Source organism: Serratia sp. TSO36 (assembly GCF_057808395.1).
The window spans coordinates 1-21,985 of record NZ_JBJZOU010000022.1; the positions used below are offsets into that span (position 1 = coordinate 1).

The following is a 21,985-nucleotide window of genomic DNA, read 5'->3' on the forward strand; positions in this document are numbered from 1 at the left end:
CCAGCATGTACTTGATGTCATCGCAGACTGGCCGGTCAACAGGGTCAGCGAACTACTACCATGGCGTGTCACCCTGTTGGCCGAATGACACGCATTCGTCAATACGGTTCCCGCTGTACGCTTACAATTCGATGGTGCAGTAAAGAATATTACTTGACAACTTCACCCATCATGGATTATAGGACATTCATGCTCCCTGAAACACAAGCGTGTATTTATCTCTTACAGGTTATAGCCTCTTCAAAAGCAACTTTAATATCGTCATGCTTTTCATACCATCCACGAAGTGTTCTCGGAAGATTATCATATTTCAACACAGTTTTTTTTCCGGACGCCTTCGACTCCTTCTCAATTAAGGTGCAAAGCCCTTCATAGACTCCCTTGATTGCATCCTCAACTGTTTCCCATTTATTTTCTGACGCCCTTAGCCTTAGGAGACGGATAAGCTCAACCTTAACAGGAGCATAGTTTATCCCTCTGCTCCCTCCTGCTTTTGTTGCTTTTTCTATCCTCTTACTTTCCTCTTCTTCCTGACAATTTCGCCAGTCACATGTAGTGGTCAAGTAATACTGGCCACGGTTTTATAGTAAGAACGGTATCTGTTCTCTGATTCTTCCGGCGTTAGCCCCCCGTTGTAATGATGAGGTCTGACGCTATTGTAGTAATTCAGGATATAACCGCCGATTTGACGCCGGGCCTCATCACTCCCTGTGTAACCATTTGTCGGAACCCATTCTGTTTTCAGACTACGGAAGAAGCGTTCCATTGGGCTGTTATCCCAGCAATTCCCTCGCCGACTGACGCTTTGCTTTATCCTGTAACGCCAGAGAACTTGTTGATATTTAAGGCCGGTATATTGGCTTCCTTGATCACTATGGAACATAACCTCCCGGGGTTGGCCACGTATCTCATAGGCCATCCGTAGGGCACTACTTACCAACGCTGTATCGGCATTCGCTGACAGATTCCAGCCGATAATTCTGCGGGCAAAAAGATCCATGACAACTGCCAGATAGCACCAGCGATTTCCTGCCCAGATGTACGTAATATCTCCGCACCATACACGGTCTGGCTCCGGCACAGCGAACTGACGCTCGAGTAAATTCGGCAAGCATGTATGTTTCTGACGGGCATTTTTATACTGATGTTTTCCGGGCTGACAACTGCTCAGATTCAGGTATTTCATGAGACGCCCGGCACGGTAACGACTCATCGGGACGCCGTTCTGAGTCAGCATTTCAGCCAGAGTGCGTGCGCCAGCAGAGCCCCGACTCTGGTTCCATGCTTGGCGTATTTCGCTGCACAACCTGACTCGCGCTGGATTGACAGTATCGCGTCGTTTTCGCCAATATCGGTAACTGCTACGGTGTATTCCCAGAGCGGAGCAAAGGGTAACAACCGTGTGGCTGTCACTCAGTCTGGCAACTATCGTGAACCGTTCAGTGAGTCGGACATCAAGAGCGCAGTAGCCTTTTTTAATATCGTATTCTGTTCCTCCAGGCGGCGAACCTGCTTTTCCAGCTCGCGGATACGTTGCTGCTCTGCAGTAATGGGGGTAGCAGAGTGCGTGATCCCCTGACGCTCTCGCCTGAGCTGGCGTACCCAGCTCTCAAATGTGGTAGAGCCGACATTCATCGCCTCACTGGCTTGCCGATACGAGTATCCCTTATCAACAATCAGTTGTGCACATTCCAGCCTGAACTCAGGGGTGAAAGTACGCTTAGTTTTCTTGTTCATTAAGTCACCTGTTTCATGTTGAGGTGAGAATATCACCTTTAATCAGGTGGCCAAATTTACTGTGCCACTACAATCATCTCGTGGTCGGGAACGAAGTGGTTTCTTTTGCCGAGCGTGGTTTATTGTAATTTAGAACAAGCATTAATAGAAGGAGCAGCTTATACAAAAATTTGACATCTTAGAATTGGGTGAAACATTTCACACAACTCCATAGATAAAATTAGTTACAGAAGAAAATCACATTCATTCTTCTATCTTTCGAGAACTATCAAAAATAGCCACATTAGCATACACAATAATTACCCTACTAAATTCACTAACTAAATAACTTTGACTTTAAATTTTGTATAAAGAGAGTCTTTCCATATACGGGCAGAACTCTCTAAAGTTACTAACTTTATGATTTGCAAAAAATCGACACGATATACGGCATCACTTTAGCAAAATTTTTTACTTATTGTGAAGCTGACGTACATTTGAAGCCCTAATCATCTTCATTCATCACAAGAATTGAGTGAGAAATCCGCGCAGACTTCCAATCTTTAGCATTTCGTATAGATTTTGCTTTGCCCTTGCGTTCTGGCGGAAGACTTGATTTAGATTGAGGGCCCTTACTTACGACAATATCACTGAGACTTTCATTAGGTTCGGGGACAACAAGGTAATCGGGAAGCCTTTTTAATACACGTGAAGGCAGCGCCGAGGTTACTGAGATCCTAGTCTGCTTGAGGATAAACTCTGGCAAGTCCACTGTATTAAGTCTATGGCCTGACTCAACATGATCGAGCTGTTTTTTATTATATTCATCGATAACATCGAGTGTCATCATACTTACTGGGGCAGAAGGCAATGTGACTGAGGTTTCTCCATACCGGACCGAACGGGGTGATCCCTTAGGTCGTCCCATGAATACGGGTGGGCTAGAGCCGAGACTCACTGGTGTAGCGGCCCCTGCTTGCTCGGTACCATAGATAGGAATCCAAAGTGGCTCTGCAGGACTTTTCCCATAAAAAGCGAAGTAGGCTCCTTTTGAAAATCCGGCACGAACATAAGCCTGGACAGCCAGAAACGCTCTGTGGAAATTTCGCGTTTCATCTGCCCCCCGATGCATTGCTGCCATACCGTCGTGTAATAAAGTTATGCCAAGCGAAAAAATCGGTAGACCAACTTCCATTGAATCAAGGAGCATTTGACGGATGTCTTTTTCAAGTATACCTTCTTTTTCTCGAGCCAATGCCGCCTTCAGAATTTTGATGTCGGCGATATAAGGGAAATGACTATTCAAATTATCTAACCATGACTCTCTTTCCTCCAACTTATTAGTCTTAAGTAAAACATACCCCCCTGCAACAGCGGAAATAGGATCGTTGAATTTATCAAATAACAAACGGTCTGATATTTCCATAAGCTCTGCCAACTTCGTTACTTCAGGTAGGCACCCTTGTGAAAGATAGGACATGATAAGTTCGTTTTCACGTTGCTCTTGTCCTACTGTAATGTCGAGTGCATCCCCCCGTGTTTCATGCATTCGAGGTGTTAGAGCAATATTCACTCGTTTACCGGGTGGTAGGGATATCATGCGCCATGATAACTCTTCACCTCCTAGTTGCAATAAATGCGGGCAACATGGAACGTCTAAAGTTAGTTGAAGAACTCCTCGATCACCTTTGAGTCGTTCAAAATTAACATTTTTAGCCCCCCAACTCTTTTCCCTAAACTCCCATAGCGTCGCCCATACTTTACCTATCCGGCGGGATTGATAGATGGAAAGCCCGGTCGTTTCTTGGATATTTTTGTTACTTAAATGGCTTAAAGAGCGAAATGGAGTCACCCATTCCAGCCACTCATAAGGGCTACTCTTTGCAACATCTAGAACAACTTTTCCTCCCCAAACATCTAGATCCGCGACCTCTTGAATAGTCGCACCTCCAGGAAGTTTCGCGAACACATAAACCCTCTCAAATATCCGATCATCATCTCCGTTTTGCCGCATAGGTAAATCAAAAAGTTTGGATTGATTGGATGAAACTGCCCCACTATCAATTAAAGAACCTTCAGGGGTATAAATTTCAATTGGTAAGGCCTGATTAGGGCCTACCCTAACGCTAACCAAAAGGTGTTGCATATCTCACTCCGGTACTTTGAATTGCCAACGAAGGACAGCTGATGTTAACAATCTATTGTGAGTTTGGTCTGGAAATCTGTTTCGATTAAATGTCGTACCGTAGGTCCACTCACCTCGCTCCTTCAAGAAGCTTACAGGGCCATCCCTGAAAGCTTTCTGTTCGCGTGGATTAGCAGAATTTTCCATATATGCGGTAGCGAGCACTCCGAAACCGGGTGGATCGATAGACATTTCTATATGAACTCGTGGGCTACTAGGTAGAACATGAAGTGCAGTGTCGCCTAAGCCATCCCCTTGAAAACCGCCTAAGGTTTGGATGTCATCCTCCATGCCATGTTGTGACAGGCTAAGAAATTCAGCTGTTGCGATACGTATATCATTAGACCCAACACTAAAATCCTGGTCCATCCCGCACTGTGTACCACAATGCCCTTGAAGAGCGAGCAATAGGGCTTCAGTGAAACGCGCGACCCCACGCTCGGGAGCATAGGCTTTCCGATTCATACTCGTGGCACCAATCAATGACCAGTCTCGCGTCTTAGGTGGACCAGAACGGGAACCATTAATTAGAGGATTTGGTGAGCTGATGTTATTCAGTACTTGCTCGCTGAACTCCATACAAGCATCAATCCAGAAAGCCAGTGTTGCAGGGGTAGTCCGGATAGCTGCCTGGCAGGTATTTGTAACATGAAAGAGCGCGCCCCAAGGGTCATGATCAATCTCCATCACATCGTCTGCGACAAGATATTGGACGGTTCCATCGCTCAGACCGTGTCCACAGAAATAGAATATTCCACGGCTATGCGGATTATTACCTAGCCGGGTCAACCATTGGTGCGCGGCAGCTTTCAAGTTATTAATAGTTGGTCTAGTGCAAGCTACGGTCTCTCCTGAGGGCAATGTGTAATCTTCTGCAGGGGATGCATATATGGCAAGCGAGCCTAATGGCGCGTGGGGATTATGGAACGCCTTCTCTGGTGGCTTTTCACGTCCCTCAGGCATCGCGTCTCGGCCGGAAAGAAACCAGTTGGCCATTGCTTCTACTGAGATACGCGGAGGAAGTAGAGGCTTTAAATCATTTTCCGAGATTGCCAAGCCAGGATATTCACCGCATCCGACGAGGAGAACATGAGTCGCTGTAACATTTGGATCCTCTTTGAAAGCCTGAGATTCGAAAACAATTCCCATACCTACTCCTTGACCTCCAAGGCTCTTTTAGCAAGTCGCTTGTAGAAGCTCGGTCTTAAAAAATAGCCACCATGGGCACCGAGCAGACCATACCCTGTATCGAACTTATAATCTTCAACATCGAGGAACACGCCTTCAACTCGGAAAGAGAACACATCATTTGTGTCATAAACGTTGAGCCAACGGCCAATATTCGAAGGTTTAGCTAAGCGATCTCTGGGAGGGTTAGCGGGTACACCTAGCACACTAGTCTTACAAAGAGTCATTTCCTCAAACAATGCGACTTGGGAGCCGACGGTAATAAAATAGTCCACATGGATGTCGGGCAGGAAATGAGTAAGAGCGTCATAGGCAAGAAGACCTCCTAAGCTGTGACCAACTACAACGAGTTTGTCATCATCTTCCGTTCTGGTAGCGTTCGCTTCCTGAAGTTTCTCCAGAACGTCAGCTAGTATGCTAGTTGGTCCCGTATCATCTCGCTTTGTTAAATAAATGAATATATCACCAAGAAATCGTGAGGCTCTTTCATGCGCAGATTTTCTGCCTAGTTTAGCTAAAACGGTACCAGCTATATCAGCAGGTGCATTTCCAAGGCGCCGCATGGCCTCCCGCACTGACGTAAAACAGTCACCCATTCCTAAAGCCACTACACCTGGAGTTATCTGTTTTGGTTGAATGTAGCTCTCTATAGACCTGAAGAGTTGACAGGCGAAATCTTCATTATCTAAAGGAGAAGTCGCAAGCGCCCATTCAGGGGCTGGTTCATCTTTAGCATATCGAAGAGAAGCTTCGTAATACAAAGCGATTTCCTGAGCATGGTCGTCGGAAACTGCAACAGAAACAATGTCCCAGAACAAGTCTAGAGCGGAGGTAAATCCTTCATTACGACTAATTTCGCCCAAGATAATCGTTTCACTGTTCTTCTGGAATCGTACTTCGCCTAGCCAGGATTCGAGTGCGGCGCTATTTGCTCCCAGCGCTACGACGTCATCGGAACTGTGGGGTAAAGAAGCCTGCTTCCACCGAAAATCAACACCCTGCCCCCCCCAATAAGGAAAAAAAATATTTTGTGGTTGGATTGACATGTTCAATAAAGGAGCGAACGTACTTCGAAAATACTCTCGTTTGATATTGATACCGGACTCGTAATCCCTGTCCTCAATGCGATTGTTCACTCCATGTATAAACACAATGGGCATACCGCTCTCCTTAAACAATGTGGTTCAAGATGACCCCACGAGTATTGATAATATGTGGATAAGTGACCTCATTAACAAACAAATCTTGCATAGAAAGTTAGTATTATCAAGTATTAAACATTTATTGTTAATTTGATTTAAGCACGAATGAGCAGATGATTGAATACTTTTCAAACTAACAGTTAGCAAATTAAATCAATGTATTTTTAACCACTTTTAGCTTGCTATCATGTAGATAGGATACAGCATTCTCTTCTATTGCCCTGATACTATACTTCTTCACCGGCATGTTATGATAATTTTAACATGTTCATAGGTTTACTCATCTAGATAGTTTCGCAACTACACAACATTAATGTTTATCCTCAGAAGGCAACGATCAATTAAACCTATCTATTCTTCAATCAGGTCCACAGGGTCCAACATATGCAAGTTCCCACTCTAACGGCCACAGTGCCGGTTTCGCCACTACTGTCGCCCTACCAGGTATGACAACAATTGTTAACGTATCTGATGAAACATCATTACTGCCTCACACTCAACGACACACAATTCCATAACGAACTTGCAATACAGGAGCATATTGAAGTAGGCATTAAACTTGCTGATGCGGTAAATTTCCTGGTAAGACGCTATGAGTTGGTTCACACTGACCGCAAAGGGTTTACATGGCAGGAACAGACACCAATCCTGACCGCGACCGATATTCTCAGAACCAGACGAGCGACCGGGCTGATGAGCACTTAAATCATGTTAGCCCTCTTCCCTACCTCTCTTCTATTTCCCTTCAAAAAGAGGTGAATAAACTTTCAGGCACCTAAATAGGCACCAGCGAAAAGTTGAACTAGTAGTTACTAAAGTAAATTCAATGAATTACATTATCAATTCAGACTCCGCCAGCCCAGATAGACCCGGCGATAATAGAGAAAAAGCCCACAACTTCGGTTGCGGGCTTTTTTGTTTTTGTCGTATTCCGAAGGCTCACCCCACGGCCCGGGCTCCCCCGAGCCAATGCAGGCTAGTGATCCAGATAAAGATAATGCAGCCAGCTGGTCATGCGCAGCAGCACTTTGCGCATCACGGAGACGTGCTCGAAGTGCCCGGTATAGACCGCCGCCTGAGCGCTCACGCCGTCGGGCAAGTGAGCCAGATCCGGGTTAGCCGCCAGGTCAATCATCACGTACACCCCTTCCCGGCCCGGTGTGGCGCTCAGGCCCTGCAGTGCGCCGCTGGCCTGGTAGCTGCCGTCCGGTATCGCCGGCAACACCCGGCTTACGGTGCCGCCATAAACCTGCCCCGGCAAGCCGTTGAACACCACCTCGGCCTGGTCCCCCTGCGCCAAACGCAGGATGGCGTTCTGGCGGAACACCGCCACCACCTGGCGCTTTTGCTGCGGGATAAAGATCATCACCGGTTTGAACGGCAGGCGAACCGCCGCCGTGCCCGGCCGCGCCAGCACCTGCGTGACATAACCGTCGCTCGGCGCACGCACCACCGATTGTTCCAGGTTGTAGCGCGCTTCGGCAATCTGCGATTTCAAGCTGGCTATCGTGGCGTCTTCGCCGTCATAGCGCCCGGACAACCGCGCCTGTTCCTGCTGGAACTGGGCTTTCGCCGCCTGCAGCGCCGCAGACTGCGCCTGGTACTGCTGCTGCGCATGGCTGACGTCCTGCTCCGAGAACGGATTGACCGGCATCGCCGCCCCTTTCGCATAGCGCTGGTAGTCCTTACGGGCACGCTCATATTCCGCATTAACCCGCTGCACGTTGGCGGCGGACTCGCTGAGCGCCGCCCGGCGCGTTCTTATCTCCGCCTCGGCCCCGGCCAGATCCGCCTCCAGCCTGGTGAGCCGCGCACGATAGCGGCTGTCGTCGAGACGGAACAGCACCTCGCCTTTGCGCAGCAGCACGTTGGTTTTCTCCGTCACCTCAACGATCATGCCCGAGACCTGCGGCACCATCGGCACAGAAACGGCAATTTTCTGCGCCCGATCGCTGTACGGATGGTTGTAGTTCATTGTCAGAATCAACGCGCCGACGATAACGATCCCGCCGAGTACGGCGGTCGGCACGGTCCATTTATTAACCGGAATGCGGAACAGTTTAAATACGCCGTAGCTCAGCGCCACGTAGCTGAGAATAATGAGCAAATCCATAGGCTACGCTCAACTTACCGTAGGGCCGGAAACCGCCGTCGGCTTTTCCTGCAGGCGTTGCAATTCGGCTTCGAGCAGCGCGATGCGCGCCTGCAGGTCCGTTGAAGGTTCTGCCTTCTCACTCATGCCCCAACCGCGTTCCGGCCGATAGAGTGTGGCCCAGATCCACAGCAGTGGCCAAATAGCGTGCAGCGTAAACAGGCTGACCCAGCCGGCGACGTGAATCGCATCCTGATGCGGGTGCCGGCGTTTTTTTGCCAGCAAATAGGGAATGTCATGAATAATAATGACGCCGTAGAATAAAATCAGGAATACCGCGATCAGTACACCTAAAGCGAAATAGTTAAGAAACATGTAAAGTCCTGGCTGAGAATAACGAAAATAAACGAGGTTTATAGCGTGTTATATTGTCTAATGTCGTTGGCGATGGTATCGATGGCATTCTTCACGTCGGTGACTTTAAGCTGCGCTTTCTCGTTATTGAGATTTTCCCCCGAAGCCTTGCGCACCACTTTAATGACCGGCTGATTAGTCGCCGCATCGATAAACTCGCCTTCCATATAGACCGCGCTCTCCATGGTGCGATGGCCGGTTACGCTTTGCGTCGCGGCGATCAGCAGGGTGATCGGCAAAACTTCATAGATCTGCAGCCCTTTCTTCTGCGTGTCGATCGCCGTGATGGCGCCGCGGAAAATCAGCGTATGCTCACGCGGCATGTCCACCAGCGTAAAGTGGGTGCCCATCGCCTGCTTAAACTGCTGGTTGGTGTAATTCAGGATATTGTCGAGCGCGCGCTGGCTCACCATCTCGCTCGGTTTCGGCCGCGGGAAATAGATCATCGGTTGATACACCAGATATTGATAATGGGAAAAATCGACGTTCTTATCCTTCCAATATAAAACGTCTTTGCCGGACGCGGATTGACCTTTATTGATATCGTTATAATTGGTCAGAAAGGTCGAGTATTTTTCTTTTTCGGTCACGGCGGAAGAGCACGCGGCCAGTAATAACAGCGCAGGCAAAATAACCGCTCTTGTCACTTTCATTGACGGGTTTCTCTTTATTTTGGTGAATAGCAAATAATCAAATCGAATGATACCCACCCGCCCGTGATAAGTCATATGACAATGCCGCCAAAGGTGTATATCATTTTTGATATACAAACTCACAAGAGCCGGCCAGTGAAAGAGAAAGACTTCCGCATTGAAGAACTCAGGATTGTCCGCATCATTGCCGAAACGGCGAGCGTCAGCAAAGCGGCGCAGCTGTTGGATATGCCGCAGTCTAACGTGTCGCGCGCCCTCACCGCGCTGGAACGGCGGCTTGGGTTGGAACTGTTCCTGCGCGGCCCGCGTACCCTGGCGCTGACTGAATTCGGCGAGCAATTCTTGCGGCGCGCCTCACAGTTGCTGGACGAACACAGCGATCTGCTCGATATGTCCGGTACCTATAAACGCAGCCTGAACGGCATGGTCACGCTCGGCGCGCCGATAGGCATCCACGCTTTCCTGGCCCGTTATTTACTGCCGCCGCTGCTGCACGCTGCACCGGCGCTGACTGTCGATCTGGTGACCCGCAACCCCGACGAACGCGAGAAAAAGTACGGCGCAGTGTTCGACAGCGACTGCGATTTGCTGATTAGCCTCTTCCAGCCGCAAAACGAAAGCCTGATCGCCAGGCCCTTCACCCGTTTTCGCGTCGGGCTGTTCGCCGCACCGGATTACATCGCCCGCTCGCCGCTGACAGCGCTGGATGAACTGCCGCAGCATCGCTGCATCACTTTGCGCATGCTGGGCGGCATTCGCAATACCTGGAGCGGCTACAGTGCGCAGGGGGAGTTGGTGCAGGTCGAGATCAACGGCGCCAGCGTTTGCGATAACATTCTGCCGGCGATCGAGCTGGCCAAACAGGGCCTGGGCATCGTCTACGCCCCGTACTATTCCGTCGCCGCCGAGCTGGATGCCGGCACCCTACAGCCTTGCCTGGCGCGCGAGCGCGGCATCGATATGCAGGCCTACCTGATCTACCGCCGGCGCGGCGTGTTGCCGCACCGCGTGCAGGTGACGATGGACAGCATCATGGAGAGCGTTAAGCTGCACGCGCACCGCCTGATGTAACAAGAAAAACCCCGCCGCAGCGGGGTTGAATGCTTTGCGTCGGCGAAAAATGCCTCACCGCCCCTCTTTCTCCCCCAGGAAGAAATACCACAGCGGAATGGAAAGCAGCAGGGTGAACACCAGCGTATACAGCAACACCATCAGGCTCTGCATGATCACCATCTGGGCGCTCCAGGCGCCGATCGGCAGCTGGAATTGCTCGACGGTGCCGCCGAGGATCGCTCGCCCCATCACGCAGCCGACCGCCACCGCCACCGTCGCCACCGCCGCGCGGAACTTGCGCACCTCGGCACGGCGGGCGGCCGCTTCCGGCGTTTCATCCCGGTGGCCTTGCCGTTGGCCGCGCCAGCGCCACACGTCCACCAGCAGCAACGCCGCGAGGCTCACACCCATCACCGGCAGGCAATATCCCAGTGCGGAAGCCACCAGCAGCGTGACGGCACGCGCCGGCAGGGAAAGCGCCAGCCAGGCGGCAATCAGCGTATGCACCGGATGCTGCGCCCCCGCCGCCGGGCGGCGACTCCACCACATGCGGTAACCCAGCACGATCATCAAGCACAGCCCAAGGCCGAACGCCGCCAACAGCAGCTGATTCGGCAAGCCGAACAGAATGCCCATGTGGGCGTCGATGCCCCAGCGGGTCAGCTTGGCGATCAGCGGGAAGGTGTCGAACCGCACCTGGTCGACGACGGCAAAGCTTTGTGGCGCGATGGCAACCGCGTCCACCTGCGTCGGCCAGCTGCGATCCACTTCGGTCACCGTCCAGGCTTTGCCCTCGCCTTTCGGCTGGCGCAGCTCGACCTTGGCGGCATCTATTCCGGCGGCGCGCGCGGCGTACAGCGCCCGATCCCAGTCGCCGTTCAGCGCATTGCTCTGCGCGGCTGGGGCCATCTTCATGCCCGCCATCATCCCGCGATGCTCGGCGTGCGGATCGGCCGGCGTCTGCGGCGTATCGGCCTGCAGGCTGGTATTGACCTGCGGCGTCAGCCAACCCAGGTTGGCCCGCAGCGCGTCGATGTTGCCGCCGGCCCACTGCGACCAGGTCAGCCCGGTAGCCGAGAAGAACAGCAGCCCGGCCAGCAGCGCCACGCCCAGCGTGATATGCCAATGGCGGCTGGCGGCGAAGCCCCCTTTCGCCCTTTTCAGCTTGCGCTTCGGCCGCGTCGCCAGCCACAGCGCCACGCCGCCCAGCTCGGCCACCCACAGCCAGGAGGCCGCCAGCTCGCTGTAGTTGCGCCCCAGATCGCCGAGCAGCAGGCTGCTGTGCAACTTATCCAGCCAGGTGCGCAGCGGCAGCACGCCGGAGGTGCCGTACACCGTCATATCACCCTTGATCGCCAGGGTATAAGGATCGACAAACAGCGCGCGCGATTCGGAAGCGCCCAGATCGGCACCCGCGAACTGTACGCGCGTGGTGTCCATTGCGCCGGGTGCCGGGCGCACGGCGTAAATGCGCGCCTCGTCACCCACCGCGCGGCGGGCGGCGGCAATCTGGTCAGCCAGCGATCTCGCCTGCCCGTGCGGTTCGGTGAAAAGCGCATCGCGATACAGCGCCTCTTCAAGCTGTGGCGTCAGCACATACAGCGTGCCGGTCAATGCAGCGACCAGAATAAAAGGAGCGACCAGCAGGCCGATATAAAAATGCAGCCGTCTGATCAGGTTCAGCATCGCGCCACGCGGCGATGCGGCAGGTGGAGTTTTGGTTATTGAAGACATGGCCTTTCTCGTTTTTCAAACTGTGCGCGCAGGCAAACCGTCCGCAGCGATACGGACGGCGTTACCCATGATCAAGCAATAGGGAAAAACGGTTGGCCGGGCGGCCCGCGCGGGCTCGGCCGCAGAACAAGGCGCCGAATGGGCGGAGAAACGATGCGCGGCGCGCAAGGCAGGCGCGCGATGCGCGCCATCAGCCACAGCAGCGGGACGAATGTCCACAGCAGCAGCGGCACGTGGATCAGCAGCTCGCAATAACCGCAGAAAATCATTTCCGCAGGATCCATGCCGTGGTGGCCGGCATGCTCGGCGGCGGGCATCGTCATCGCGTGCATGTCGTGCGGCATAGCGGCGTCCGTCTGTGCCATGCCGCCCATCATCGGGTGGTGCATCAGCGATTTCGACACCACCGGCGCCACAAACAGCAACAGCACCGCCATAATGGCGATGCAGGCGGTAAAGCGTTGCTGTAGCTGGCGTGGCACTCTCATCGCGGCGGCGAATTAACCCGGTCGGTGGCGAACAAGCGGCCAGTGTAACCCGCGATGCGCGATGAGGTGAAAGAAAAGTCAGGTTTGTCTTGCTCGCCCCCGGCGGCGGCGATCACAGCACCCGCGAATAGACCCGCGAGGCTTCGCCCCAGGGGTGATACCCGAGCCCGTGATAAACGAAGCCGTGGCGCTCGTAGTAGCCTTCCAGATCGGTGCACAGGTGCAGCTGCGGGAAGCCCAGCCGGCGGGTTTCCGCCGCCACATGCTCAATCAGTTTGGCGCCGTAGCCCCGGCCGCGCTGCGCTTCCTCTACGTAGAGCGCACACAGCCAGGGATACAGTTCCCCGCGGCTGATAAAGTCGTTGGTGATAAGCCCCGCGCAGCCGAGGATCCGGTCATTTTCCATCAGCAGGTACCACTGCGGCAGCGGGTTGGTGGCGCCGAGGCTGCGGTTGATGGCGTCTTCATACATCATCAGCGTCTCTGCCGTGGCCCAGTGCCGCTGAAAATACGCAATGGCGCGCGGCGCCTGCTCGGGCACTTGCCGCACCGAAATCATGTCCATCGTCATTCCTGTTATCCATGTTGTCAGCGTAGAATTATGCAGCAATATGCACGGTATGGCAGCGGCATTCCGCCGCCGTCATTCACTAAGGAGTCATCATGACGCAAAACATCTATGACAATCAGGCCTTCTTCGACGGCTATGCGCAGCTCAGCCGCTCGCAGCACGGCCTGGACGGCGCGCCGGAATGGCCCGCCATCCGCCGCATCCTGCCGGATTTGCAGGGCAAAAGCGTGGTCGATCTCGGCTGCGGCTACGGCTGGTTCTGCCGCAGCGCGCGCGAACAGGGCGCAGCCAGCGTGCTGGGGCTGGACGTCTCGGAAAAAATGCTGGCCAAAGCGCGGGAGATGACCGCCGACGCGGGCATCGCGTATCGTCGGCAGGATTTGGCGCAGCTGCAGCTGCCGCCGGAAAGTTACGATCTGGTCTACAGCTCGTTGACGCTGCACTACCTCGAGGATTTGCCCGCGCTGTTCGCCACGGTTTACGCCGCGCTGAAACTCGGCGGGCAATTCATCTTCACCGCCGAGCACCCGATCTACACCGCCCCGGCGCAGCAGGGCTGGCTGACCGACGGCAACGGACAGAAATCCTGGCCGGTGAACGGCTACCAGCGAGAAGGCCAGCGCGTTTCCAACTGGCTGGCGGAAGGTGTCATCAAGCAGCACCGCACGCTCGGCGGCTATATCAACCTGCTGGCGCAGCAAGGCTTTATCATCCAGCATTTGAACGAATGGGGCCCCAGCGCGCAGCAAATTGCCGCTAATCCGGCACTGGACGAAGAGCAGGAGCGCCCGATGATCTTCATTCTCGCCGCCCGCAAACCCGCCTGATTGATCCGCAGTAAACCGTTCACATCACCACAGTTGGGGAGGCCGCCTCCCCCCAACGGCTATCATGCCGGCAGCGCCGCCCCGTGCGCCGCGAAGTGCGTCAGCGCCTCGCCTTCCATACGATAGCGCACCCACTCGCCCTGCGGCTGCGCGCCGATGCTGAGGTAGAAATCGATGGCCGGTTGGTTCCAGTCCAGCACGCTCCACTCCAGGCGGCCGCACTGCCGTTCGCACGCCAGCTGGGCGATGTGCCGCAGCAGCTTTTTACCGGCGCCCGCGCCGCGATGCTTCGGCGCCACGTACAGGTCTTCCAGATAGATGCCGTTCTTACCCAGCCAGGTGGAGTAACTCATAAAGAACACCGCATAACCCGCCGGCTCGCCGTTCACCGTACAAATCAGCGCTTCGGAACAGGCGCCCGGCCCAAACAGGCTGCGTTCGATATCTTCCACGCCGGCCAGCACCTGCTCGCGCGCCTTTTCGTACACCGCCAGCTCGATAATCATATCCAGAATCAGTTTGGCGTCGCTTTTTTGCGCCGGGTAAATCTCAATGGTCATGGCAAATCCTGAGTGTGTTGATGGCTGTGCTTGCCAGCATATCGCGCCTCAAATACTGTATGAACTGCATTTTCATCAACAGGTAATGAATATCATGCATCTGGATTTGAAACGCCTCGATCTCAATCTGCTGCTGGTGTTCGAAGCGGTGTATCGGCTGCGGTCTGTAACGCGCGCCGCGGCGGAGCTGGCTCTCAGCGCGTCGGCGCTGAGCCACGCGCTGATCCGGCTGCGCAAGGCGCTGGCGGACGAGCTGTTTTACCGGGTCGGCAACGACATGCACCCGACGGTATATGCCGACAGCCTGGCCCCAACCGTCAGCGAAAGTCTGGCGCTGCTGGCCAAAGGGCTGCATCCGCGCCCGCGCTTCGTTCCCGCCGAAAGCCGGGAGAGCTTCACCTTCGCCATTACCGATTACACCGCCTTCGCGGTATTTCCCGCGCTGATGGCGCAGATGCAGCGCCTGGCGCCGGGGCTGTCGTTCCAGCTGCGCTATTCCGAGCGCAAAGTGGCGCTGAACGATCTGCTGGCGGGGCGCATCGACTTCGCGCTGGGCTTTACCGAAACCGACGGCGAAAGCTACCCGGAGATCGACGAAGTGAGCTGGCTGGAGGATGAGTATGTGGCGATTTGTTCGCCCGCCTTCAGCGCAAAATACGGCGAGCTTACGCTGGAAAACTATCTGCGGGCGCGCCATCTGGTGGTGACGCCGTGGAACGAACAGCGCGGCGTCATTGACTACCAGCTCGATAAACTGGGGCTGCAGCGCGATATCGCCATCCGCACGCCTTCGCTGCTGGGAGCGCCGTTCATCGTCGCCGACAGCGAACTGGTGATGAGCATGCCGCGCTACGCCGCGCAAAAATTGCGGCGGGCGGCGGCACTGGCTATCCACCCCCTGCCGTTTCCGGTGCCACCGTATCAGATCAAAATCTACCTGCACCGCAAGAACGGCCGGCCGGAGGCCTGCCGCTGGTTGCAGCAACAGCTGCAGGCGCTGGCGGCGTTATAGCGCGGGTTCGCCGATCGGCAGATACCCCTGCCACAGCGGCCGGGCCGGTTTGCCGTGCGGGTTGGCCCGCAGATGCACGTGGTAGCCCTGTAGCGCCTGCAGCAGCAGGCAGTCGTCCACCTCGGCCAGGTCATCCTTGTGCTGCTGCGCGCTGTCCGTCAGCAGCGCCCGTTTGGCTTTGTCCTTCGCCTCGTCGGCAGAGCGCGCCACAAACAGGCCGAACTGGTGCAATTCCGCCAGTTCATCGCTGCGGTAGCCGCCCACGTTGACGAAAAACAGCTTCTCTTCACCAGCGAACGGCGCAGGCTCCAGGCTCACGTCGTAACCGTCCGCCCAGTCGATACGCGCATAGCCGTCGACATGCACCTTGCGCTTATCGCCGAACCACTTTTCACGCAGCAGCGGATACACCTCTTCCGGCCGGTCCGCCGCCGCGAACTGCACGTCGTGCAGCTCAATATTGGCGCCCGGCGCCGTACCGCCCACATAAAACATCAATAATCCCGGCATGTTAGTCTGCTCTCCTTGGTGATAATCGCTATATAAAATAATACATAACGAAACTCGTGCCAACGGCGGCGCCATTCTGTGTTATCAATAGGTGAGGTTTAATCTGTTGTGGAGGAACGCATGGCATTCAATATCGGTGATTTTGTTCAACGCACCACCGGCGGCCCAAAGATGACCGTGGTGGCGATCGACGGCGAAACCCTGGTTTGCAGCTGGAATGAACTGGGCAAAGAGCAGCGCACGGAGGTGCAGGCCAGCGACGTGGCGCTGTACCACGAAGACGGCGATTTCGGCGTCTGCTGAACGCTCGGGGCGCGCCGCGCCCCGTTATCGCGTCAGGCGCGAATGTCCTGATAGGCCGGCGTGGTATCGAACTCGTGTTTGGCGAACGGGCACAGCGGAATGATTTTACGCTGCTCCGCGCGCATTTTCTCCACCACCAACGCCACCAGCTTTTTACCGACGCCCTGCCCCTTCAATGACTCATCCACCCAGGTGTGATCGATAATGGTCAGCCTGTCGCCGCTCGGCACGAAAGAGATCTCGGCGATCAGCTTGCCTTGTTCATCATTGATATAAAAACGCTTCTCGTCTGCCAGTATTTTATGATCCATATTATTTCTCCCTATATTTCAGTGCGCCGCTGGGGCAGGTGTCGATGACGCGTTTCACTTCGGCCGGCTCGGCATTGTCCGGCATAATCCACGGGCGGCGGTTCAAGGTAAAAATAGCCGCATTGCCACGCACGCAGTTGGCGGAATGGCGGCAAACTGCACGGTTAAAATAAACGTCAATCTTATCACCGGAATAACAGCGGTAACCGGCGGCGGTCAATTCCTCGTCCATCTTGGCCTCACATTGCCTGTTTTATTGTTTTTGCTCCGGGTTCAAGTATAGGCAATGCCGCCGGCTTCACCACGCGTCTCGCACACCGAAAAAAGTGGCGCAACCGCCCGTCACCGCTAGAAAAAAACGTAAATTGTTCTAATCTTTATTCAGTAAGACAACATAATTCCGACAGTGGCTAAGGAGTTCGAAATGGGTGATAGCTCAAAAGACGGCGTCATTCTGCTGTCCCGCATATTACTGATGATTCTGTTTATCATTTTCGGCTGGATGAAATTGGTCAACTTCGGTGCGACCGTCACGGCGATGGAAGGCTATGGCACACCGATGCCTTATTTGGCGGCGATCGTTGCCGTGCTGGTGGAGTTTATTTTCGGCATCGCGCTTATTCTCGGTCTGTTTACTCGCCCTATCGCAGTCATTTTCGCCCTGTATGTTTTGGGCACCGCGTTTATCGGCCATCCGTTCTGGAAAATGACCGGCATGGAAATGATGGGCAACGAAATCAACTTCTTTAAAAACATCAGCATCATTGGCGGCTTGCTGTTGCTGGCGGTGACCGGCGCCGGCCGTTATTCGCTGGACTATAAAATATTTAATAAATAATTCATCGATGGCCGGCGACTCTCGCCGGCCATTTTATTTCCGCTATCCTTTCAACGGCTGCGCTTGGCGTGGCGCTCAAAGTTTTCCGCCCTGGCCTGCGCCGATTTACGCAGCGTGACGTAGCAGGCACCCTCGCCGCCGTCGCGCGGTAAGGCGCGGCAAAACGCCTGCACCTGTTCAAACTGCGCCAGCCATTTGGCGACGTAACTGCGCACGATATTCGGATGGCTTTCGTTCTGCCGCCCGCGGCCGTGCACGATCAGCAGCGAACGCAGGTTTTGCGCCTCCGCCTGCAAGATGAAGCGAAACAGCGCCTGCCGGCTGGCTTCGACCGACTGACGCAACAGGTTCAGCGACGCCTGCGGCGGGTAACGCCCGTGGCGCAGCTTGTCCAGCACGCCCTGCTGAATGCCTTCCCCTTTGAACTCCAGCGGCTGTTCACAGGGGATCACCTCGAGGAAATCGGTGCTGAGGAAGTTTTCCTGCCGCAGCCGCTGCGCTTCGCGCCGCGCGCTTTTGTCCAGCGTCTCCTGCGGCTTGAGGTACAGCGTCTGCCGCCCGCTCGCCAGCGGCACCACGTCCGCCATCGCCTGTTCAAAAAAGTCTTTTTCCTGCTCGCTCATCTTCCACCTCTCTTGAACGGCAGCCTTTACGGCCGGGAATGGGGTCGATTGTAAGACGCCTTGCCACGGTTGCAAGCCGGGAATTGTCAGCGGCATTTGTCTCATTTGTCGTCAACGGGTGAGCTTGCGAACAGTTTTCGCTATACTGCTAAGCCATCATTGAGTGCCGCAAAGGATCGAGCCCATGACAATGCGCGAGCTGGAAATCCAGTTTCAAAATGCGATGAATGAGTTGCAGAGCAGCTTCGAACGGCAACACCGCGAATGGCAGCAGAGCTACCAGGCGCTGCAGCAACTGCTGGAAGAAGCCAAACAGCGCGAAGCCGCGCTGCGGGCGCAGAATGAACAACTGGCGCGCAAACTGAGCACCGCCAGTTCGGTGCCGGAGCAGCATGCGCTGGTGAAGCAGATCAAAATGCTCGGCGCCCATCTGGATGCGCTGGCCAAAGACGCGGCCACCTTCAATCACCACCTGCGCCAACAGGGCGCGGTCGGTAATTTCAGCGGCGAACAGCATTGATAGCGGGCGCTGTCGCACAGCGCCTCCCGCCCCTCTTCTGGCGTATTGAGAGTGTAATAAAGCCTAAATGACCTGGATCATCCTCGCCGCCCTGATCGTCGTATTTATCATCGGTTACCGCATCCTGACGTCCGACACCCGCAAAGCCATCGATTCGCTGGCCCATCTGCTGAGGGTCAAACCGATGCTGATCGAATCGATGATCCAGGAAATGGGCGGCCGCCAAAGCCAGACCTTTATCCGCATGCTGAACAACGGCTACACCGAAGAAATGCACCAGGCGGCTTATCTGCTGTTCATCTACCTGACGTTCATCAAACAGGCGGACGACGAACAGATTGCCCTGTGGCGCGACGTGCTGCTGCGCGCCGGGCTATCGCCGGAGCTGCACGCCGAGCACACCGAAGCGGCGCTGTTTTACTTCGCCGAGCTGGATATCGATGCGTTTGAACTGGCGCAGTTCCGCCGCGCCTACAATGAGCGTTTCAACCGCGAAGCGTTGGCCCACGGCTGATCGCGTCCCCCGGGCGGGGGACCGATTACAGGAACATGCTGTAGAGGTAGCGCGACAGCGCTTCGCGCGAGCTGAAGCCGTGTGCGATGCCGTAACGCTGGTTCGGGGCGTCGCTGCTTAAATCCAGGGGAAACTCCAGATACTGCTCGCTGGTGCGCACCGGAGAGGTCGGCGTGGCGAAATGCACGCTTCTCTCTTTCAGCGCCGGGTGGATCACCAATGCGGTTCTGCCCATCCGCGCTTCGCGATTCACATACACGTAGTGTGTACCCTTGCGGTAGCCATAGGCCTGGTCGGTGACATAATCACGCTCAAAGCCGGTATTCTCCAACACTTTAGCCACTTCATCCGGCCGTAAATACATCGATTCCTCCTCTCATTCTGGACCGCTGAGCGACCTTACCGTAATCATTCACCGAAACAATGATTTTCTGGGGAGGAATCCGGGTTTCAGACTATTCCTGAATGGCTCGGCTGCGCTGCAGCAGACGCAGGGTGAGCAGCACCCCGAGCGCCACCAGCAGCGCCGCCGCCAGATAGATCGACGGCACGCCCGCTTGCCCAATCAGCAGCCCGGCCAGCGGCCCGGTAATGCCCAGCGCCAGATCGAGGAATGCCGAATAGGTGCCGAGCGCCGTGCCCTGGTTCTGCGGCGGCACCTGTTTCACCGCCTCGACGCCCAGCGCCGGGAACACCAGCGAGAAACCGGCGCCGGCCAGCAACGCGCCGGTTTGCACCATCCAGGGTTCGCCGGCCTGCCAGATCAACAACAGCCCGACGATCTCGACCAGAAACGACGCCAGCGTCACCTTCAGACCGCCGTGGCGGTTGATGACGTTGCTGAAGATCAGGCGGATGCCGACGAAGGCGCAGCTGAACAGCGTCAGCGAAAACGCCGCGCCGCTCCAACCTTTGTCGGCGTAGTAAAGGGTGATGAACGTGGCGATCACGCCGAAGCCGACGGTGCCCATCGCCAGCCCGAGGCCATAGGCCCAGATGCGCCCGAACACCGCGCGGAAAGCGATGCGCTGCCCGGCGGCGATCGAAACGTCCGGCTTGCCGCTCGCCAACAGCAGCGCCACCGCGACCGCCAGCACGATCAGCGCCGCCACCCCGGCCAATCCCCACTGCTGATTCAAGTACACGCCGAGCGGCGCCCCGGCCGCCATCGCCCCGTAGGTGGCGACGCCGTTCCAGGAAATCACCCGCGCGGTGTGCATCGCTCCGACCCGGCCGATACCCCACAGCGTGGAACCGGTGCTGGCGAAGCTTTCGCCGACGCCGAGAAACACCCGCCCCACGCACAGCAACAGCAGGCTGAGCCACGGGTAACCGTCAACGCCGAACGCCAGCGCGTAAAACAGGCCGCTGGCGCCGCAGCACGCCAGGCCGAACAACACCACCTTTTTCGGCCCCAGCTGATCGGCATAGCGCCCGGCGTGCGGGCGGCTGAACAGCGTGGCGAAGTACTGCGCGCTGATGATGAGGCCCGCCAGCACCGAATTGTAACCCAGGTGGTCATGCACAAATCCCGGCAACACCGCCAGCGGCAGGCCGATGGTCAGGTAGCAGACGAAGGTGAACATCACCACGGACAGAATGCGTCGGTTCAGCTGGAGGTTATTTTCTGCGGTCATCGAAGGTGGCTCGCATCGGACGGGGTAGACAGAGATTGCCAGCATACCCCGATGGGATCTGATGATAAATGAGAGAGTTATAACGAATTATTATTTCGCTAACGATTTTGCCGCCACCCGCGCGCGCAGAAAATCGATAAACGCCCGCACCTTTTCCGGCACGTGGCGGGTATTCGGGTAGAGCGCGTAGATGCTCTGCTCGGGGAAACGGTGATCCGGCAGCAACCGCTGCAGCCGGCCGGCGTCGATTTCGGGCTGCGCCAGCCACGCCGGCAGCAGCGCCACCCCGGCGCCATGCAGGGCGAATGCCAGCAATGCCGCGGCGCTGTCGCCGGTGAGCGTCGCAGCGTCCGCCACCTTGAACAGCACCGCTTCGCGCTGCGGCGTGACCACCTGCCAGCTGAGCGGCGAACTAAGCCGGCTGTGGGCGATCCACTGCGCCTGCGCCAGCTCGGTCAGCGAATGAATCGGTCGCTCGGCCAGGTAACCCGGCGCCGCCACCGGAAAAATGGCGAAACTGTCGATCAGCGCCGCGCGGTGGCTGGAATCCGCCAGCTGGCCCAGGCGGATCGCCACGTCAAAGCGCTCCGAGATCAGATCGGCATGATAAGAAGAAGAGACATGCTGGATGCGCAGCCGCGGATGCTGCCGCGAAAACGCCGCCAGCGCCGGCACCACCACCTGCGCGCCGTACTCCGGGGTGCTGGTGATACGCAGCACGCCGCTCAGCCCGTGGTGATCGCGGCGCACGTCGTCCAGCACGTTTTCCGCCTCCTGCAGCAGCTGCAGGCTGCGCTGGTAAAAGCGTTCGCCGGCGTCGGTCAGCGACAGCCGCCGGGTGCTACGCGCCAGCAGTGACACCCCCAGCTCGTTCTCCAGCTGCTTGACGTTAAAGCTCACCACCGCCTTGGTTTGCCCCAGCGCCGCCGCCGCCGCGGTAAAGCTGCCCGCTTCCACTACCGCCGCGAAGATCGCCAGGCGCTGCAAATTCAGCATTTCGCCGCCCTTATTGTCAAAATCATTTTGACAGTGTA

At 55.7% G+C, this 21,985-nt stretch carries 27 protein-coding genes and 1 pseudogene; 9 read left to right on the forward strand and 19 right to left on the reverse strand.

Features of this window, described 5'->3' with window-relative positions:
• Positions 1-88, forward strand: an 88-nt coding sequence (locus ACK3CV_RS19505; RefSeq protein ID WP_489009890.1) for a hypothetical protein, incomplete at its 5' end; no start/stop codon positions are given.
• 127 nt (positions 89-215) lie between these two features.
• Here the strand turns inward: ACK3CV_RS19505 and ACK3CV_RS19510 are convergent.
• From ACK3CV_RS19510 to ACK3CV_RS19530, 5 genes are all read right to left on the reverse strand, one after another.
• The gene (locus ACK3CV_RS19510) at positions 216-563 is read right to left on the reverse strand and encodes a hypothetical protein (protein WP_164037900.1); all 348 of its coding nucleotides are present in this window, start codon (positions 561-563) and stop codon (positions 216-218) included.
• A protein-coding gene (locus tag ACK3CV_RS19515; RefSeq protein WP_164037896.1) for an IS3 family transposase occupies positions 560-1,773 on the reverse strand; the annotation gives its coding sequence in 2 pieces (ribosomal slippage) (positions 560-1,479 and positions 1,479-1,773; 1,215 coding nt in all). Before ACK3CV_RS19515 ends, ACK3CV_RS19510 begins: the two co-directional genes overlap by 4 nt.
• A 448-nt stretch (positions 1,774-2,221) precedes the next feature.
• Positions 2,222-3,862: a hypothetical protein gene (locus ACK3CV_RS19520; protein ID WP_164037893.1), complete on the reverse strand. Its 1,641-nt coding sequence runs from the start codon at positions 3,860-3,862 to the stop codon at positions 2,222-2,224.
• A gap of 3 nt (positions 3,863-3,865) precedes the next feature.
• Entirely contained in the window at positions 3,866-5,050 is a 1,185-nt protein-coding gene (locus tag ACK3CV_RS19525) for a caspase family protein (protein WP_164037890.1), read from the reverse strand.
• Positions 5,051-5,052: 2 nt separating this feature from the next.
• Complete coding sequence (locus tag ACK3CV_RS19530) at positions 5,053-6,249, reverse strand: lipase family protein (protein WP_164037887.1); 1,197 nt, start codon at positions 6,247-6,249, stop codon at positions 5,053-5,055.
• Between the two features lie 426 nt (positions 6,250-6,675).
• Here ACK3CV_RS19530 and ACK3CV_RS19535 point away from each other — a divergent pair.
• Positions 6,676-6,996: pseudogene (locus ACK3CV_RS19535) on the forward strand (TA system toxin CbtA family protein).
• A 271-nt stretch (positions 6,997-7,267) separates the two neighbouring features.
• Here ACK3CV_RS19535 and ACK3CV_RS19540 read toward each other — a convergent pair.
• From ACK3CV_RS19540 to ACK3CV_RS19550, 3 genes are read right to left on the reverse strand one after another with little or no spacing between them, the layout of a single operon-like run.
• Positions 7,268-8,404, reverse strand: a complete 1,137-nt coding sequence (locus tag ACK3CV_RS19540) for an HlyD family secretion protein (RefSeq protein ID WP_164037884.1) — start codon at positions 8,402-8,404, stop codon at positions 7,268-7,270.
• 9 nt (positions 8,405-8,413) lie between these two features.
• Entirely contained in the window at positions 8,414-8,758 is a 345-nt protein-coding gene (locus ACK3CV_RS19545; RefSeq protein WP_086580344.1) for a DUF3302 domain-containing protein, read from the reverse strand.
• Positions 8,759-8,796: 38 nt separating this feature from the next.
• Positions 8,797-9,450, reverse strand: coding sequence for a DUF3313 domain-containing protein (locus ACK3CV_RS19550; RefSeq protein WP_086580345.1), 654 nt, complete (start codon positions 9,448-9,450; stop codon positions 8,797-8,799).
• A 135-nt stretch (positions 9,451-9,585) separates the two neighbouring features.
• Here ACK3CV_RS19550 and ACK3CV_RS19555 point away from each other — a divergent pair, with 135 nt between their 5' ends.
• Positions 9,586-10,521, forward strand: a complete 936-nt coding sequence (locus ACK3CV_RS19555; protein WP_049195004.1) for a LysR family transcriptional regulator — start codon at positions 9,586-9,588, stop codon at positions 10,519-10,521.
• Between the two features lie 54 nt (positions 10,522-10,575).
• Here ACK3CV_RS19555 and ACK3CV_RS19560 read toward each other — a convergent pair whose 3' ends face one another.
• From ACK3CV_RS19560 to ACK3CV_RS19570, 3 genes are all read right to left on the reverse strand, one after another.
• Positions 10,576-12,237 carry a DUF2534 family protein gene (locus ACK3CV_RS19560; protein ID WP_204280386.1) on the reverse strand — a complete coding sequence of 554 codons (1,662 nt, stop codon included), beginning with the start codon at positions 12,235-12,237 and terminating at the stop codon, positions 10,576-10,578.
• A 71-nt stretch (positions 12,238-12,308) separates the two neighbouring features.
• On the reverse strand, positions 12,309-12,725 hold the full coding sequence (locus ACK3CV_RS19565; RefSeq protein ID WP_239504671.1) for a DUF2946 domain-containing protein: 417 nt from the start codon (positions 12,723-12,725) through the stop codon (positions 12,309-12,311).
• A 112-nt stretch (positions 12,726-12,837) separates the two neighbouring features.
• A complete protein-coding gene (locus ACK3CV_RS19570; RefSeq protein ID WP_086580348.1) occupies positions 12,838-13,290 on the reverse strand; it encodes a GNAT family N-acetyltransferase in 453 nt (150 codons plus the stop codon).
• A 98-nt stretch (positions 13,291-13,388) separates the two neighbouring features.
• On the opposite strand from ACK3CV_RS19570, the gene ACK3CV_RS19575 reads away from it, so the two are divergent.
• Positions 13,389-14,123: a class I SAM-dependent methyltransferase gene (locus ACK3CV_RS19575; protein WP_164037880.1), complete on the forward strand. Its 735-nt coding sequence runs from the start codon at positions 13,389-13,391 to the stop codon at positions 14,121-14,123.
• A gap of 62 nt (positions 14,124-14,185) precedes the next feature.
• On the opposite strand, the gene ACK3CV_RS19580 is transcribed toward ACK3CV_RS19575, so the two are convergent.
• Complete coding sequence (locus ACK3CV_RS19580) at positions 14,186-14,683, reverse strand: GNAT family N-acetyltransferase (protein ID WP_060431265.1); 498 nt, start codon at positions 14,681-14,683, stop codon at positions 14,186-14,188.
• 85 nt (positions 14,684-14,768) lie between these two features.
• Here ACK3CV_RS19580 and ACK3CV_RS19585 point away from each other — a divergent pair, with 85 nt between their 5' ends.
• On the forward strand, positions 14,769-15,695 hold the full coding sequence (locus tag ACK3CV_RS19585) for a LysR substrate-binding domain-containing protein (protein ID WP_164037877.1): 927 nt from the start codon (positions 14,769-14,771) through the stop codon (positions 15,693-15,695).
• On the opposite strand, the gene ACK3CV_RS19590 is transcribed toward ACK3CV_RS19585, so the two are convergent.
• Complete coding sequence (locus ACK3CV_RS19590; RefSeq protein ID WP_049194973.1) at positions 15,690-16,205, reverse strand: DUF1543 domain-containing protein; 516 nt, start codon at positions 16,203-16,205, stop codon at positions 15,690-15,692. The genes ACK3CV_RS19585 and ACK3CV_RS19590 overlap by 6 nt on opposite strands.
• Before the next feature lie 120 nt (positions 16,206-16,325).
• Here ACK3CV_RS19590 and ACK3CV_RS19595 point away from each other — a divergent pair, with 120 nt between their 5' ends.
• A complete protein-coding gene (locus ACK3CV_RS19595) occupies positions 16,326-16,508 on the forward strand; it encodes a YodC family protein (protein ID WP_025303973.1) in 183 nt (60 codons plus the stop codon).
• 32 nt (positions 16,509-16,540) lie between these two features.
• Here ACK3CV_RS19595 and ACK3CV_RS19600 read toward each other — a convergent pair whose 3' ends face one another.
• On the reverse strand, positions 16,541-16,819 hold the full coding sequence (locus ACK3CV_RS19600; protein WP_049194974.1) for a GNAT family N-acetyltransferase: 279 nt from the start codon (positions 16,817-16,819) through the stop codon (positions 16,541-16,543).
• A gap of 1 nt (position 16,820) precedes the next feature.
• Positions 16,821-17,051 (reverse strand): (4Fe-4S)-binding protein, encoded by a 231-nt coding sequence (locus ACK3CV_RS19605; protein WP_086580351.1) that lies wholly within the window; start codon positions 17,049-17,051, stop codon positions 16,821-16,823.
• A 192-nt stretch (positions 17,052-17,243) separates the two neighbouring features.
• Here ACK3CV_RS19605 and ACK3CV_RS19610 point away from each other — a divergent pair, with 192 nt between their 5' ends.
• Positions 17,244-17,657, forward strand: coding sequence for a DoxX family protein (locus ACK3CV_RS19610; protein WP_033635670.1), 414 nt, complete (start codon positions 17,244-17,246; stop codon positions 17,655-17,657).
• Positions 17,658-17,707: 50 nt separating this feature from the next.
• Here ACK3CV_RS19610 and smrA read toward each other — a convergent pair whose 3' ends face one another.
• The gene (smrA, locus tag ACK3CV_RS19615) at positions 17,708-18,280 is read right to left on the reverse strand and encodes a DNA endonuclease SmrA (RefSeq protein WP_164037874.1); all 573 of its coding nucleotides are present in this window, start codon (positions 18,278-18,280) and stop codon (positions 17,708-17,710) included.
• Between the two features lie 184 nt (positions 18,281-18,464).
• Here smrA and ACK3CV_RS19620 point away from each other — a divergent pair, with 184 nt between their 5' ends.
• A complete protein-coding gene (locus ACK3CV_RS19620) occupies positions 18,465-18,800 on the forward strand; it encodes an MbeD/MobD family mobilization/exclusion family protein (RefSeq protein ID WP_033635672.1) in 336 nt (111 codons plus the stop codon).
• A gap of 67 nt (positions 18,801-18,867) precedes the next feature.
• The gene (locus tag ACK3CV_RS19625; protein ID WP_025303978.1) at positions 18,868-19,314 is read left to right on the forward strand and encodes a DUF1198 family protein; all 447 of its coding nucleotides are present in this window, start codon (positions 18,868-18,870) and stop codon (positions 19,312-19,314) included.
• Between the two features lie 25 nt (positions 19,315-19,339).
• On the opposite strand, the gene ACK3CV_RS19630 is transcribed toward ACK3CV_RS19625, so the two are convergent.
• From ACK3CV_RS19630 to ACK3CV_RS19640, 3 genes are all read right to left on the reverse strand, one after another.
• A complete protein-coding gene (locus tag ACK3CV_RS19630; RefSeq protein WP_016929830.1) occupies positions 19,340-19,678 on the reverse strand; it encodes a DUF2002 family protein in 339 nt (112 codons plus the stop codon).
• A gap of 91 nt (positions 19,679-19,769) precedes the next feature.
• Entirely contained in the window at positions 19,770-20,951 is a 1,182-nt protein-coding gene (locus tag ACK3CV_RS19635) for an MFS transporter (protein WP_033635673.1), read from the reverse strand.
• Positions 20,952-21,041: 90 nt separating this feature from the next.
• A complete protein-coding gene (locus tag ACK3CV_RS19640; protein ID WP_033635674.1) occupies positions 21,042-21,947 on the reverse strand; it encodes a LysR family transcriptional regulator in 906 nt (301 codons plus the stop codon).
• Positions 21,948-21,985: the final 38 nt, after the last annotated feature.

What these genes read in the sequence shown, in the direction of transcription:
- ACK3CV_RS19560 (WP_204280386.1), bottom strand. Translation starts at nt 12,237, where the DNA reads ATGTCTTCAATAACCAAAACTCCACCTGCCGCATCGCCGCGTGGCGCG.
- ACK3CV_RS19540 (WP_164037884.1), bottom strand. Translation starts at nt 8,404, where the DNA reads ATGGATTTGCTCATTATTCTCAGCTACGTGGCGCTGAGCTACGGCGTA.
- smrA (WP_164037874.1), bottom strand. Translation starts at nt 18,280, where the DNA reads ATGAGCGAGCAGGAAAAAGACTTTTTTGAACAGGCGATGGCGGACGTG.
- ACK3CV_RS19610 (WP_033635670.1), top strand. Translation starts at nt 17,244, where the DNA reads ATGGGTGATAGCTCAAAAGACGGCGTCATTCTGCTGTCCCGCATATTA.
- ACK3CV_RS19620 (WP_033635672.1), top strand. Translation starts at nt 18,465, where the DNA reads ATGACAATGCGCGAGCTGGAAATCCAGTTTCAAAATGCGATGAATGAG.
- ACK3CV_RS19580 (WP_060431265.1), bottom strand. Translation starts at nt 14,683, where the DNA reads ATGACCATTGAGATTTACCCGGCGCAAAAAAGCGACGCCAAACTGATT.
- ACK3CV_RS19595 (WP_025303973.1), top strand. Translation starts at nt 16,326, where the DNA reads ATGGCATTCAATATCGGTGATTTTGTTCAACGCACCACCGGCGGCCCA.
- ACK3CV_RS19570 (WP_086580348.1), bottom strand. Translation starts at nt 13,290, where the DNA reads ATGGACATGATTTCGGTGCGGCAAGTGCCCGAGCAGGCGCCGCGCGCC.
- ACK3CV_RS19625 (WP_025303978.1), top strand. Translation starts at nt 18,868, where the DNA reads ATGACCTGGATCATCCTCGCCGCCCTGATCGTCGTATTTATCATCGGT.
- ACK3CV_RS19635 (WP_033635673.1), bottom strand. Translation starts at nt 20,951, where the DNA reads ATGACCGCAGAAAATAACCTCCAGCTGAACCGACGCATTCTGTCCGTG.
- ACK3CV_RS19630 (WP_016929830.1), bottom strand. Translation starts at nt 19,678, where the DNA reads ATGTATTTACGGCCGGATGAAGTGGCTAAAGTGTTGGAGAATACCGGC.
- ACK3CV_RS19565 (WP_239504671.1), bottom strand. Translation starts at nt 12,725, where the DNA reads ATGAGAGTGCCACGCCAGCTACAGCAACGCTTTACCGCCTGCATCGCC.
- ACK3CV_RS19525 (WP_164037890.1), bottom strand. Translation starts at nt 5,050, where the DNA reads ATGGGAATTGTTTTCGAATCTCAGGCTTTCAAAGAGGATCCAAATGTT.
- ACK3CV_RS19520 (WP_164037893.1), bottom strand. Translation starts at nt 3,862, where the DNA reads ATGCAACACCTTTTGGTTAGCGTTAGGGTAGGCCCTAATCAGGCCTTA.
- ACK3CV_RS19575 (WP_164037880.1), top strand. Translation starts at nt 13,389, where the DNA reads ATGACGCAAAACATCTATGACAATCAGGCCTTCTTCGACGGCTATGCG.
- ACK3CV_RS19640 (WP_033635674.1), bottom strand. Translation starts at nt 21,947, where the DNA reads ATGCTGAATTTGCAGCGCCTGGCGATCTTCGCGGCGGTAGTGGAAGCG.
- ACK3CV_RS19530 (WP_164037887.1), bottom strand. Translation starts at nt 6,249, where the DNA reads ATGCCCATTGTGTTTATACATGGAGTGAACAATCGCATTGAGGACAGG.
- ACK3CV_RS19545 (WP_086580344.1), bottom strand. Translation starts at nt 8,758, where the DNA reads ATGTTTCTTAACTATTTCGCTTTAGGTGTACTGATCGCGGTATTCCTG.
- ACK3CV_RS19550 (WP_086580345.1), bottom strand. Translation starts at nt 9,450, where the DNA reads ATGAAAGTGACAAGAGCGGTTATTTTGCCTGCGCTGTTATTACTGGCC.
- ACK3CV_RS19590 (WP_049194973.1), bottom strand. Translation starts at nt 16,205, where the DNA reads ATGCCGGGATTATTGATGTTTTATGTGGGCGGTACGGCGCCGGGCGCC.
- ACK3CV_RS19600 (WP_049194974.1), bottom strand. Translation starts at nt 16,819, where the DNA reads ATGGATCATAAAATACTGGCAGACGAGAAGCGTTTTTATATCAATGAT.
- ACK3CV_RS19585 (WP_164037877.1), top strand. Translation starts at nt 14,769, where the DNA reads ATGAATATCATGCATCTGGATTTGAAACGCCTCGATCTCAATCTGCTG.
- ACK3CV_RS19605 (WP_086580351.1), bottom strand. Translation starts at nt 17,051, where the DNA reads ATGGACGAGGAATTGACCGCCGCCGGTTACCGCTGTTATTCCGGTGAT.